The 12,492-nt window shown below is 67.0% G+C and carries 12 protein-coding genes; 6 read left to right on the forward strand and 6 right to left on the reverse strand.

Annotated elements, in window-relative coordinates; translation table 11 throughout:
* Positions 1 to 11 precede the first annotated feature (11 nt).
* Complete coding sequence (locus API01S_RS15540) at positions 12 to 680, forward strand: RraA family protein (protein ID WP_006221441.1); 669 nt, start codon at positions 12 to 14, stop codon at positions 678 to 680.
* Between the two features lie 65 nt (positions 681 to 745).
* Here the strand turns inward: API01S_RS15540 and API01S_RS15545 are convergent, their stop codons facing one another.
* The 4 genes from API01S_RS15545 to API01S_RS15560 form a co-directional block, all read right to left on the reverse strand.
* Complete coding sequence (locus API01S_RS15545; protein ID WP_244976586.1) at positions 746 to 1,129, reverse strand: hypothetical protein; 384 nt, start codon at positions 1,127 to 1,129, stop codon at positions 746 to 748.
* Positions 1,126 to 1,791, reverse strand: a complete 666-nt coding sequence (locus API01S_RS15550) for a GntR family transcriptional regulator (RefSeq protein ID WP_006221438.1) — start codon at positions 1,789 to 1,791, stop codon at positions 1,126 to 1,128. The genes API01S_RS15545 and API01S_RS15550 overlap by 4 nt, the downstream gene beginning before the upstream one ends.
* Positions 1,792 to 1,955: 164 nt before the next feature.
* Entirely contained in the window at positions 1,956 to 3,314 is a 1,359-nt protein-coding gene (locus API01S_RS15555; RefSeq protein WP_061305167.1) for an ATP-binding protein, read from the reverse strand.
* Entirely contained in the window at positions 3,311 to 3,979 is a 669-nt protein-coding gene (locus tag API01S_RS15560; RefSeq protein WP_006221436.1) for a response regulator transcription factor, read from the reverse strand. The genes API01S_RS15555 and API01S_RS15560 overlap by 4 nt, the downstream gene beginning before the upstream one ends.
* Before the next feature lie 132 nt (positions 3,980 to 4,111).
* Between API01S_RS15560 and API01S_RS15565 the strand changes: the two genes are divergently transcribed.
* From API01S_RS15565 to API01S_RS15585, 5 genes are all read left to right on the forward strand, one after another.
* Entirely contained in the window at positions 4,112 to 4,876 is a 765-nt protein-coding gene (locus API01S_RS15565; protein ID WP_050729362.1) for a MipA/OmpV family protein, read from the forward strand.
* 106 nt (positions 4,877 to 4,982) lie between these two features.
* On the forward strand, positions 4,983 to 6,026 hold the full coding sequence (locus API01S_RS15570; RefSeq protein WP_061305169.1) for a Dyp-type peroxidase: 1,044 nt from the start codon (positions 4,983 to 4,985) through the stop codon (positions 6,024 to 6,026).
* A gap of 237 nt (positions 6,027 to 6,263) precedes the next feature.
* Positions 6,264 to 6,461, forward strand: coding sequence for a hypothetical protein (locus tag API01S_RS15575; RefSeq protein WP_050729360.1), 198 nt, complete (start codon positions 6,264 to 6,266; stop codon positions 6,459 to 6,461).
* Entirely contained in the window at positions 6,461 to 7,771 is a 1,311-nt protein-coding gene (locus API01S_RS15580) for an HlyD family secretion protein (RefSeq protein WP_061305171.1), read from the forward strand. The genes API01S_RS15575 and API01S_RS15580 overlap by 1 nt, the downstream gene beginning before the upstream one ends.
* Complete coding sequence (locus API01S_RS15585; RefSeq protein WP_254598610.1) at positions 7,768 to 9,963, forward strand: peptidase domain-containing ABC transporter; 2,196 nt, start codon at positions 7,768 to 7,770, stop codon at positions 9,961 to 9,963. Before API01S_RS15580 ends, API01S_RS15585 begins: the two co-directional genes overlap by 4 nt.
* On the opposite strand, the gene API01S_RS15590 is transcribed toward API01S_RS15585, so the two are convergent.
* Both API01S_RS15590 and API01S_RS15595 read right to left on the reverse strand, forming a co-directional pair.
* Positions 9,902 to 10,540 carry a response regulator transcription factor gene (locus API01S_RS15590; protein WP_061305173.1) on the reverse strand — a complete coding sequence of 213 codons (639 nt, stop codon included), beginning with the start codon at positions 10,538 to 10,540 and terminating at the stop codon, positions 9,902 to 9,904. The two genes, API01S_RS15585 and API01S_RS15590, sit on opposite strands and share 62 nt — an antisense overlap.
* Positions 10,537 to 12,363, reverse strand: a complete 1,827-nt coding sequence (locus API01S_RS15595) for a hybrid sensor histidine kinase/response regulator (protein WP_061305175.1) — start codon at positions 12,361 to 12,363, stop codon at positions 10,537 to 10,539. The genes API01S_RS15590 and API01S_RS15595 overlap by 4 nt, the downstream gene beginning before the upstream one ends.
* Positions 12,364 to 12,492 lie beyond the last annotated feature (129 nt).

The following is a 12,492-nucleotide window of genomic DNA, read 5'->3' on the forward strand; positions in this document are numbered from 1 at the left end:
CAGGAGCATCCATGATCGGTTTTGACATCCACCCGCGCCGGCGCGCGGTCAGCAATGAATTCGTCGAGAAATTCCGCCGCATTCCGGTGGCCAACATCAGCGACTGCATGTCGCGCATGACGGCTGGCGGCGCGCGACTGCGCCCCATGCACGACGGCAGCCTGCTTGCGGGCCCCGCGCTGACCGTGCGTACCCGCCCAGGTGACAACCTGCTGGTGCACAAGGCCCTGGAACTGGCTCAGCCGGGCGACGTGGTGGTGGTGGATGCGGGCGGTGACCTCACCAACGCGATCATCGGCGAAATCATGACCACCTATGCGCAGACGCGCGGGCTGGCCGGCATCGTCATCAACGGCGCCATCCGCGATTGCGGCACGATCCGGCGCGGTTCGTTTCCGGTGTACGCGGCCGGCGTCACGCATCGCGGTCCCTACAAGGACGGTCCGGGTGAAATCAATGTGACGATTGCGCTGGACGGCATGACGATCGAACCGGGCGACCTGATCCTGGGCGATGAAGACGGCCTGTTGGCGCTGCCTTACGACCAGGTGCCCGCGCTGTTCGAGGCGGCCTCGGCCAAGCACGCGGTGGAAGAACAGATGCTGGCGCAGATCGCTGCCGGCACGCTGGACACCTCGTGGATCGATGCGCGCATGAAGGCGCAAGGCTGGAAGCCTTAAGCGGGCGTTGAAAGGGGCGGGCGCATCGCCATGCCCCTTGACCAACACATGATGCCGCGGCGATATCAGCCGCGGCCGATGCCCAGTGCGCGCAACAGCCGCGCTTTGAGCGCGCCGGCATAAGCCCAGGACAGCACCGCCAGCACCAGCATCGCCACGGTGAAGTAGGCGCGCGCGGCCAGAGGCACCGGGTTCAGCTGCGCAATCGTGCGCAGCGGTTCATAGTTCGTGAAGTCGCTGGCGGCCAGCGTGCTGAACAGCAAGGCCAGCAGCGGCCCCGTGAAATGCGGGCGTTCGCCGCGCGCCGGATCCGCGCCGCGCGATAACCATTGCGCGAGGCGGAACAGCTGCACCACCAGGGTCGCCAGGGGAATGGCGACGGCCAGCAGCAGGACGAACAGGGCAACGAGAATCTGAGGCGAATACATGGAAGGCAGCAGTGCCGTCACGCCGTCTGTGCGTCGGCCGGCGGCTTGCGCTGGCTGCGAAACAGCAGGTGCGTGCTGGTCAGGTGAAAACGCATGGCGAGGTCCGCGCAGGCGGGATCCCGTGCGCGCAGAGCGGCGATGATCTGGCGGTGGTGATCCACGCTGCGCAGCATGTCGTCACGCGTGTAGAAATAGAACGAGCCGATGATGATCGGCATGTCCAGCAGGTTTTCCACCATCGTGCGCACGCGCGCCGATTGCGCTGCGTCCAGCAGCGCGTGGTGAAAAAGGTTATTGCAGTGCTGCACCCGCGCCACCTTGTCGTCGTCGTCGGACAGGACTGCCTCCAGCATGCGCTGGTTGATCTGTTCCAGGTGGTCGATCTGTTCGGGTGTGGCGCGCTCTGCGGCGCTGCGCGCGGCATACGGTTCCAGCAGCAGGCGCAGGTCGAACGCTTCGTTGATGTCGCGATCGACCCAGCCCAGCACCTCGGCCCCGCGCCGGCCTTCGCGCTTGACCAGGCCATCGGCCACCAACCGTTCAATGGCGCTGCGAACCGGCGTGCGGCTCACGGAAAGCTCGGCCGCGATGTGCTCTTCGCGCAGCCGTTCGCCGGGCAGGAACACGCCGGACATCAGGCGTCGGCGAAGTTCCGCATAGACAAGATCGCGGGCGCTGGTCATGGTGGCAAAAGGGGAATCCGTGGGGGCGCGAAGAGTTCCAGACTATACCCGAAGGCGCTGAGATGAAAGCGTGCATTTCCGAGGCGGCGCGGCGTGTTGTGGCGCGCCTTCTGCGACGCAATAAACCCGTCCCGGTTTGATGGTGGACGCGCGATGGTCCGCCTTCAAACGCGCTCTGGGAATGCAATCGTCAAGCCCACGCCGCGTCCCGCCGGCCCCCACCCGGGTCCCCATTCGATACTCGCGCCGTGCGCAGTGGCGATCTGCGCCACCAGCGACAAACCGATGCCGCTGCCATGTTCTTCGGTGCCGGGTGGCCGGTAGAAGCGGTCGAACACGCGTTCGCGTTCGGCCGGCTCGATACCCGGCCCGTCGTCCGTCACGCTCAGGTACGCGCCGCGCGCTTGCAACGGACCACAGCCGATCCGCACACAACCGCCTGATGGCGTGTAGCGCAACGCGTTGTCCAGCAGGTTGCGCAGCAGCACGCCCAGGGCGTCGACGTTGCCGGGCACCGAGACAGGCTCGGTATCCAGCACGATGCGCTGCTGCTTGCCGTTGGCCAGCACTTCGCTGTCGCGCGCGATCATTTGCGCCAGGCGCGCAAGCGGCACGGGTTCGATGGCGCTTTCATCCTGGGCCTGCATGCGAGCCTGTTCCAGCAACTGCTCGGCCAGCCGCGAGGTGCGCATGGCGACGTGGCGCAATTGCTCCACCGCCTGGCCGCGCGCCGCCTCGCTCTCGCCGCGCTGCGCCAATTCGGCATACGCACCGAGCGCGGCAAGCGGCGTGCGCAGTTCGTGCGCCGCGTCTGCGACGAAGCGCCGCTCGCGGTCCAGCGACGCCGACAAGCGTTGCAGCAGATCATTGATCGAGCCGACGAAGGGGCGCAGTTCGCCGGGCATGCCGCGCGTGGGCACGGGCGTGAAATCCATGCCGGTGCGGTGCAGGATGGCTTGGCGCGCGCGATCGACGGGGCGAAACGCGCGCCGTATCACCAGCCACGTCAACGCCGTCAGGATCAGGAACAGCACGCTCAGGAACCACAGGCTGCTCCACATGCGCGCGGCGGTCTCCTGCCGCAGTTCCTTGACCGACTTGGCGAATTGCACCTGCACGCGGCCGTCCGCGTCCGACACCGCATAGGCGCGCCACGGCTCGCCGCGCAAGGTGATGTCCTGATAACCGTCTTGGAAATGCGGCACCAGCGGCTGCGCGGGCGCCCATGGCGATTGCAGGATCAGCCGCTTGTCGGCCAGCGACCAGACCTGGAAGTTGGCGGATTCGCCGTCCAGGGTTGCGGGCGCGGGCAATTCGAAGCGGTCTTCGCGCGACGGCTCGGCTTGCAGCAGGCTGGTGGGCAGCGACACCAGCGCCTTTTGCGCGCCATAGCGCAGGCCCTGGTCGGCCATGCCGGTTTCGGCGCGCGTCTGCTGCACGTAGATCATCGAGAACACGATCAGCCACGTCGCTAGCATCGCCAGCAGCAGGGTGGTCGCCACCCGCCGGCGCAGCGTCATCATGGCGCGGTGTCCGCCACGATGCGGTAGCCCAGGCCATGCTGCGTTTCGATCAGCCCGTCGCCCAGCTTGCGCCGCAATTGATGGATGTACACCGCCACCGTATTGCTCTCGATCGTGCCGCTGCTGCCGTACACGGCAACCTCCAGCTGATCGCGGCTGACCGTGTGGCCCATGCGCTGCATCAGCGCCAGCAGCGTGTGATATTCGTGTGCGCTGAGGCTGACTTCCCGACCGTCCTGCCTGACCAGCCGGCTTGCCGGTTCCAGCACCACATCGCGGCAACGCAGCGCCGACACCACGCTGTTGCTGCTGCGTCGAAGCACCGCGCGCAGGCGGGCCAGCAACTCATCCAGCTGGAACGGCTTGACCAGGTAGTCGTCGGCGCCGGCGTCCAGCCCCTGGATGCGTTCGCTCAGGCGGTCGCGCGCGGTGATGATCAAGACCGGCGTCGTGTCGAAGCGGCCCCGCAGCGCCTTCAAGAGCGTCAGGCCGCTGCCCTCGGGCAGTCCCAGGTCCAGCAGCACGGCGTGAAAGCCGTGGTCCACCAACGCCAGCTGTGCGTCGGACAGCGCGCGTACCCAGTGGACGGTCGCGCCGTCATTGCTCAGGCCGGCGCGCAAGGCGTCGCCCAGCATGGGGTCATCTTCGACAAGCAGGATACGCAATCGCCCTCCCAGGGGGCCACCGGCGCGGCGCGGCGGGGTCTTAAAGAATTATTAAAAGTTGCAGCAGACAATGCGTGCCGATTCCGGGGGCGGACGCCCACGGCCAACGACACGAATGAAAAGGAAGCCCTGATGCGGATGGGAATGATAGCAAGCGGCCTGGCGGGGTTCGCGGTGCTGGGCGCGGCCGGCGCCGTGCAGGCGCAGGGGGCGAACAGCATAGGATTGGGGGTCGGAGCCATTCCGGTCTATGAAGGGTCCAGCCAGTACCGCGCCTTGCCGGTGCCGCTGATCAACTACCACGCCGGCAACTTCTTCATCACGCCGCGCATGGGCTTGCCCGCGATGGGCCTGAAGACTTCGCTGGCTACTGATCTGGATGCAGGCGTGTTTCTCGGGCTGGGCCTGGGCCGCGACGCGGACGACGCGGACCGCACCAAGGGGCTGGACGACATCGATTTCCACGCGGCCTATGGCGCGTATGTGGAATGGCGGCCGGGCCGCTATTCGCTGGGGGCCGGCTACAAGCAGGCGGCGCGCAGCGGCTATGGCGGCACGCTGCAACTGCGCGCCTCGTATGCGGCGATCATGACCGAGCAGCACGTGGTGCAGGTCGGCGTCAGCACGGAATGGGCCAACCACGACGCCATGCAGACCTGGTTCGGCGTGACGTCCTCGCAAGCCGCGCGCAGCCGCGAGGGCCTGTCGACGTATTCGCCGTCGTCTGGCTTCAAGTCGGCGGCGCTCTACACCACCTGGATCTACCGCATCGATCCCAGCTGGAGCACGGTATCCACCGTGGGCGTCTCGACCCTGCTGGGCGATGCGCGCGACAGTCCGCTGACCGAGCGCAAGAGCAATATGTTCGGATCCGTGGGCGTGATGTACCGCTTTTAAGAGGCGGGGACGGCGGGCCCGGCGCAGCGTGATTTTGTTCAAGAAATCGCACCGGACGCCGGATACAATTTCAGCGCGAATTCCTTCGTCTTCCTGAGACCGCGCCATGCCCGCCTTCCCGCCCGACCTTCCGCCCGAACCCCAATCCGTCCACAGCCCGACTACGCGGCACGCGATCTTCATCGTCGCCACGATCAATCCGGGCGAAGACGCCGCCGCAACCGTGCGGGCCTGGTGCGAGGTTGTGGCCGCGCGCGTGCGCACGGTCAATACCCGTTCACCGGACGAAAACCTCTCCTGTGTCTGCGCGTTCGGCTCGCAAGCCTGGGACGCGGTGTTCGGCCTGCCGCGCCCGGCCAACCTGCATCCATTTCGGGTGTTTGGCGAAGGCGCGCGAGAGGCGGTATCCACGCCCGGCGACATCCTGCTGCACATCCGCGCCGACGCCATGGACCTTTGCTTTGAAGTCGCCACGCTATTGATGAACGACCTGGGCGACGCCGTGACGGTCGTGGACGAAGTGCACGGCTTCCGCTATTTCGACCGCCGCGCCATCATCGGCTTCGTGGACGGCACCGAAAACCCCGAAGGACGCGAAGCAGTGAACTTCACGGTGATCGGCGACGAAGACGCCGAGTTTGCCGGTGGCAGCTATGTGCTGGTGCAGAAGTATTTGCATGACATGGCGGCCTGGAACGCGCTGTCCGTGGAAAGCCAGGAAGGCGTCATCGGCCGCCACAAGCTGTCCAACGTGGAACTGGATGACGACATCAAGCCGGCATCCTCGCATAGCGCGCTGACCACGCTGGAAGAGGACGGCAAAGAAATCAAGATCCTGCGCGACAACATGCCGTTCGGCCGGGCGGGCATGGGCGAATTCGGCACCTACTTCATCGGCTACGCGCGTTCGCCCGCGCCTATCGAACAGATGCTGGAGAACATGTTCGTCGGCCGTCCGGTGGGCAATTACGATCGCCTGCTTGACTACAGCCGCGCCGTGACCGGCAGCCTGTTCTTCGTACCATCGGCCGACCTGCTGGAGGAATTGGCCTCGCGCCCAGCGGTTGCCGCGGTCGCCCAGGATAGTGGCGCGCCGCTTGCTGCCGCTGCTGGCGACCCGTTATCGGCGAGCGCGCCCGTTCAGTCATAAAGGGCTTATGGGCAAGCACCCGCCCGGCCATGAAGCGCGTGGGCGGGCTTGCGCCCCTACGACTAAAGACCGATGCGCGCGCATCGGCCTGCTGCTACTTTTCGGCCCAAGCAGATCGGCATTTATCGGCCACGATGTTTGCCGCTTGCATCGTCACGCGGCAAGCTTCGCGTGCCTGCCCGCTGCCCAACCGATGCCGGTGCGGTTTTCTTCGCCGGCAAGCAGCAGGAGAACCATATGAAGACCAGCAAGCAGCCGGCTACCGCCGGCCAGTCACGCGACGATGGGATCCAGGCGTTGACGCAGCAGGAAATCCAGCTCGTCAGCGGCGGGGCGGGCCCGAATCGATTCATGGGAGGCGCGCCGCAGGCACGTAATCTCAGCGCTGTCAGTTCCCAGGCGCGTCCCGCGGGCAAGACCTTGTACACCAGCTGATGCCAAAGCTGCGCGGCGATGCCATCGCCGCGCACTTTCCTGTCGTCATGCATTCCGAACCGCTCTTTCGCAAGCAGGCGCTCGCCGCGCAACGCGCCGCGCCGCTGGGCGATATCGTCCTGATCCGGCCGGTGTCGTTTGCGTGGGTGACGGGCGTGCTGGGCGGCTTCGTTGTACTGGTGTGCCTGTTCCTTGCATTCGGCGCCTATACCAAGCGGGCCACGGTCAGCGGCCAGCTTGCGCCCGACACGGGGTTGTTGAAGCTCTACGTGCCGCAGTCCGGCGTGGTGCTGGAGAGGCGGGTGGGGGAAGGGGAACACGTCAACGCCGGCGACGTGCTGTATGTGGTGTCGGGCGACCGGCAAAGCGCCGTGGGCGACACGCAGCAAGTCATCAGCGGGCAGATCCGGCAGCGGCAGGACAGCCTGCGGCAGGCGCGCGAGAAGACGCTGGCGCTCCAGCAAGGCGAACGGGATCTATTGACGGCGGGTGTGGCCGGGCTGCGCGCGCAGTTGACGGCCATCGACCTGCAGATCGACGGCCAGCGTGGCCGCATCAAGCTGGCGCAAGACAGCGCCCAGCGTTATCGCGCGCTGATGGACAAGGGCTATCTGTCGCCCGAGGAATCAGACCTGAAGCGGGCCGAGCTGCTGGAGCAGCGCAACCAGTTGCAGGCGCTGCTGCGCGACCGCATCGGGCTGGCGATGGAATTGTCCAGCCGGCAGGCGGCGTTGGCCGACCTGGGCCTGCGCCAGCAGAACCAGCTGGGGCAGTTGGACCGCGACCTGGCCGGCGTGGCGGAGGAACTGACGCAAAGCGAAGCCCGCCGCCAACTGCGCGTCACCGCGCCGCAAGCTGGCGTGCTGACGTCAATGAACGCCGATGTCGGCCAGTCCGTCGATACCGTGCGGCCGCTGGCTACCTTGGTGCCCGATGGCGCGACGCTGTTGGCTGAACTCTATGCGCCCAGCCGCGCCGTCGGTTTCGTTGCGCCGGGCGACGCGGTGCTGATGCGCTTTGCCGCCTATCCCTACCAAACCTACGGCCAGCAGGCGGGCGTCGTTCAAAGCGTGACGCAGAGCGCCTTGCCGGAATGGCAGTTGCGTGATGGCGCGCCAGCCAACGCCAACAGCGCGTCCGAACCGATGTACCGCATCACGGTGTCGCTGGACTCGCCCGCGCGCGGTCCGCAAGGGCAGGCGCTGGCGCTGCGGCCCGGCATGCGGCTGGAGGCCGACCTGCTACAGCAGAAGCGGCGTCTGTATCAATGGGCCATTGACCCGGCCCGACAGCTTGCGGGGAAATGGTGACGATGCTTGAACGCCTGACGCTGGGCGTGCAGCGCCGCGTGCCGCGCATCCTGCAAACCGAGGCGGCCGAATGCGGCTTGGCCGCCGTCGGCATGATCGCTGGCTTTCACGGCCATCATCAAAGCCTGGCCAGCCTGCGCGGCCGCTTTCCGGTGTCGCTCAAGGGCTCGACGCTGGCGTCGCTGATCCACGTGGCCAGCCAGCTCGGACTCGCGTCGCGGCCCGTCAAGGCGGACCTGGGCGCGCTGGACAAGCTGGCCTTGCCTTGCATCCTGCATTGGGAGTTCAACCACTTCGTGGTGCTGACCGCCATCGATGGGCGAGGGGCCACCGTGATCGATCCCGCGCGCGGCGCGCGCAAGGTCACTCTGGGCGAGCTATCGGCCGCGTATACCGGCGTGGCGTTGGAGCTATGGCCAACGCCGGATTTTCAGCCGGCCCGGCAGGCGCGCCCGGTGCGGCTGCGCGAACTGACCGGCCGCATCACGGGGCTGGGCGCGGCCTTCTCGCAGGTGCTGCTGCTGGCGCTGGCCCTGGAAGTGCTGACGGTGGTGCAGCCCTTCTTCCTGCAATGGGTCGTGGACCATGTGCTCAATACTGGCGACCGGGACCTGCTGACCACGCTGGCCCTGGCCTTCGGGTTGCTGATGGTGATGCTGCACCTGACGTCGGTAGCGCGCAGCTGGATGCTGCTGTACCTGGGCACGACCCTGAACCTGCAATGGCGCGCCAATGTCTTCACGCATCTGTTGCGCCTGCCGGTGGCCTATTTCGAGCGCCGCCATCTGGGCGACATCGTGTCGCGCTTCGGCGCCATCGACGCCATCCAGCGCACCGTCACCACCTCGTTCCTTGAGGCGCTGCTGGACGGCATGGTCATGACGATCACCTTGGTGCTGATGTTGCTGTACAGCCCGCCGCTGGCATGGATCGCATTGGGGGCGATGGCGCTTTACGGCGCGGCGCGCTGGGCCGGCTACGCCGCCTTGCGCCATGCCACGGAAGAACACATCGTCCACGCCGCGAAAGAGCAGTCGCACTTCCTGGAGACCGTGCGTGGCGTCAAGGCCATCAAGCTGTTCCAGCATCAGGACGACCGCCGTTCGCGCTGGCTGACATTGCTGGTCAATGAAATCAATGCCGATCTGCGCGTGCAGAAATGGGCGCTGTTCTTCCGGACCTTCAATGGCCTGCTGTTCGGCTTGTCGTCCATCGCCATCCTGTGGCTGGGCGCGCGGCAGGTGTTGGGCGGGCAGTTCACGGTGGGCGCGTTGCTGGCGTTCATCGTCTACAAGACGCTCTTCGACAAGCGCGTGGCGGCATTGCTGGACAAGCTGGTGGACGTGAAGATGCTGCGGCTGCAAGGCGAGCGTCTGGCGGATATCGTGCACGAGGCGCCCGAACCGGTGGACGACAACCCCCCGGCGTCGGGCGAACCCTCCGGCCCGCCCATCGCCGTTGCGCCCGTGATCGAAGTGCGCGACCTGCGGTTTCGCTACAGCGCGCATGAACCCTATGTGCTGGACGGCGTCAGCCTGCGGATCGAGGCCGGCGAATCCGTTGCCATCACCGGGCCGTCGGGGGGCGGCAAGACGACGCTGATCAATATTCTGCTGGGCGTCCTCACGCCCACCGAGGGCGAGGTGCTGGTGGACGGCGCACCCGTGCGTGGCGCGAACGCGGCGTTGCTGCGCAGGATTGCCGGCACGGTGTTGCAGGACGACGTGTTGTTTGCCGGCTCCATCGCCGAGAACATCAGTTTTTTCGATCCGCGCTTCGACGCCGACCGCGCCCGCGAGTGCGCCCGCATCGCCGACATCCACGACGACATCGTCGCCATGCCCATGGGCTACAACACGCTGGTGGGCGACATGGGCACGGTGCTCTCGGGTGGCCAGAAGCAGCGCGTGCTGCTGGCGCGCGCGCTGTACAAGCGGCCGACGCTGTTGTTCCTGGACGAAGCCACCAGCCACCTGGACCTGGCCCGCGAACGCGTGGTCAACATGGCGATCTCGCGGCTGGCGATGACACGCGTGATCGTTGCGCATCGGCCTGACACCATCGCCGCCGCCGGGCGCGAGATCGTGCTGTTGGATGGCAAGGTCGCCGCCGACAGCGGGCGGCGCGAGGTCAGGCCGGCCGGCCGAACACGCCGCCGCGCCGCGCCACTAGCGTCGCCTGTGTGCGATTGAGCACGCCCAGCGCGGCCAGGATGGCCGACACGTGGGTCTTCACGGTTTTCTCGGTCATGCAGAGGCGCTCGGATATTTCCTTGTTGCGCAGCCCGTCGCACATCAGCCGCAGCACTTCCTGCTGGCGCGGGGTCAGCGTGCGCAGCAGCGCCGCTTCGTCCTGAGTGGCAGGCGCCGCTGCTGCCGCCACGGGGCGGTGCGCGGGCTGGGCCGCGTCGTTGATGGCGTCCAGCGCGGCGACCAGTTCCTGGCAGCTGGCCGACTTGTTCATGAAGGCCTGGGCGCCGGCATCCATCGCGCGGCGCTGATCCTCGGGGTCTTCCGAGGCCGACAGCACCAGCACGCGCAGCTTCGCCCGCCGCTGGCGCATGCGCCGCAGCAACTCCGCGCCCGCAATATCCGGTAGGTAATAGTCCATGATCACATTAGTGATGTCGTCATGACGCGCCAGCACGTCCATTGCTTCGTGTCCGTTCGCGGCGGGATGCAGCGTCAGGCTGGGGACGGCGTTGGACAGGGCCAGCGCGAGGGCTTCGCGGAACATCGCATGGTCATCGACCAGCAGGACGGCCGTCATTCGTGGTCTCCAGAGGGGCGGACGGTTGAGGCTTGCAGCAGTGCGGCCACGCGTTCGCGCAGCGCCTGCACGGACACGGGCTTGTGCAGCAGGGGAATCGCGCGGTCGGCGGCTTCGGCCAGGCGGGCGGGGTCGGTGTCGCCGCTGACGAGCAGGGCGGGCAGGTCCGGGTCGTTGTATTCCTCGCGCAGCCGTTCGATGACGTGGATGCCGGTTTCGTGATCGCGCAGCCGGTAGTCGCTGACGATCAGCGCCGGTCGTTCGGCCAGCGGCAGCACGCGTTCGAACAGCGCATTGCCGCTGGACGCGCCGATGACGCGGCAGCCCCAGCTCTCGAACAGCATCGTCAGGCCGGCCAGGTTCTGCGGGTCGTCGTCCACCAGCAGCGCCAACTGGCCGTGCAGGGAAGCGTCGCTGGACGCCGCGCGCGCATGCGGCGGCGCGGCGTCGATCGCCGATACGCCGGCCTGCGCCGGGTCCGCGATGGGCGCGGTCAACATGAACACCGTGCCCTGGCCCGCCTGCGAACGCAGCGCCAGCGGATGCCCCAGCAATCTGGCGGTGCGGCGCACGATGGCCAGGCCCAGCCCCAGCCCCTTGCTGCGATCGCGCTCGGGATTGCCCAGCTGATGGAATTCCCAGAACACGCGCTCTTGCTCGGCGGCGGGGATGCCCACGCCGTTGTCCCACACTTCGATGCGCAGCTGGCCGCCGACGCGGCGGCATCCGATCAGCACGCGCCCGCCCGTGGCGTGCGTGATGGCGTTGCTGATGAGGTTGCGCAGAATGCGTTCAAGCAGGACAGGATCGGACCAGATGCTGGCCGCACACGGCCGCACGCGCAGCGACATGCCTTTTTCCCTGGCTTGCGGCGCGTATTCGGCGCGCAGCTGGTCCAGCAGCGGATTCAGCGCAAAGCCCTGCCAGCGCGGTTCAATGACGCCGGCGTCCAGCCGCGACAGATTCAGCAGGGCGTCGAACAACTGGCCCATGGCCGTCATGGCGCTGCCGATGTTATCCACCAGGTAATGACCGTGGCGTGACAGCGGTTCGTTCGCCAGCAGTCCCAGGAACAGGTTGACCGCGTGCACGGGCTGGCGCAGGTCGTGGCTGGCGGCGGCCAGAAAGCGCGACTTTTCCAGGTCGCTGCGTTCGGCGGCAATCTTTTCCTGGCGCACCTGTTCCAGCAGCGCCAGGTTTTCGTAGCCCAGCCGCAAGGCGTCCAGGTGCGTGCGGTTCATGCGATGGATGAAGGCCAGCGTGGCCACCAGATACGCCAGCCCGCCCGTGACCAGCGCCAGGTGGATCGCCGAGGGCTGCGCGGCCAGCGCGATGAACATGGGCGCGAACGCCGGCACTTCGAACGCGTACATGACGGGCAGCAGCATGTAGTTCGAATAGATCGCGCCGGTGCCCAGCCCGAACAGGATGACGATGAAGAACAGCTGATATTCCAACGGGACGAACAGCGTCCAGTAGGCAAAGGGCAGGCCCCACAACAGGCCGGACGCCAGGTTGCCCACCAGCATGCGCCGCACCCAGCGCGCGGCGGCGTCGGGCTGCGTAAGGTGGCGGTCGTAGGCAATCATCGCGGCCAGCCGAAGCGCGCCGACCAGCAGCGTGGCGACGATCCACGCCAGCACTTCGTGCATCGGCAACACACCGCGCAGCGCATAGGCCGAGAAGCAGGCCGAGATCAGCGAGCCGGCCAGTGCAAACGGAAAGCTGCGCCGCAAGGCGTCGATCTGCACCTGCCGGATGCGGGCGCCGTAGGCGGGAGAGGGCGAGGTGGCGGAGGGAGTCTGGCCGAGGGTGGGCTGCACCGGCGGATTTTAGACCGATTGCATGACGCCCGGCTAAAGGTTCCGCCGCCTCTGCCGTAAGCCCAGACGTAGGCCGCCGCTTTTTGGGCGGGCTGCGTTCCCCTGCCGTCCGGCACGGGGCTGTGGCAG

The sequence above is a fragment of the Achromobacter piechaudii NBRC 102461 genome, from assembly GCF_001571245.1.
GTDB classification, from domain to species: Bacteria; Pseudomonadota; Gammaproteobacteria; order Burkholderiales; family Burkholderiaceae_B; genus Achromobacter; species Achromobacter piechaudii.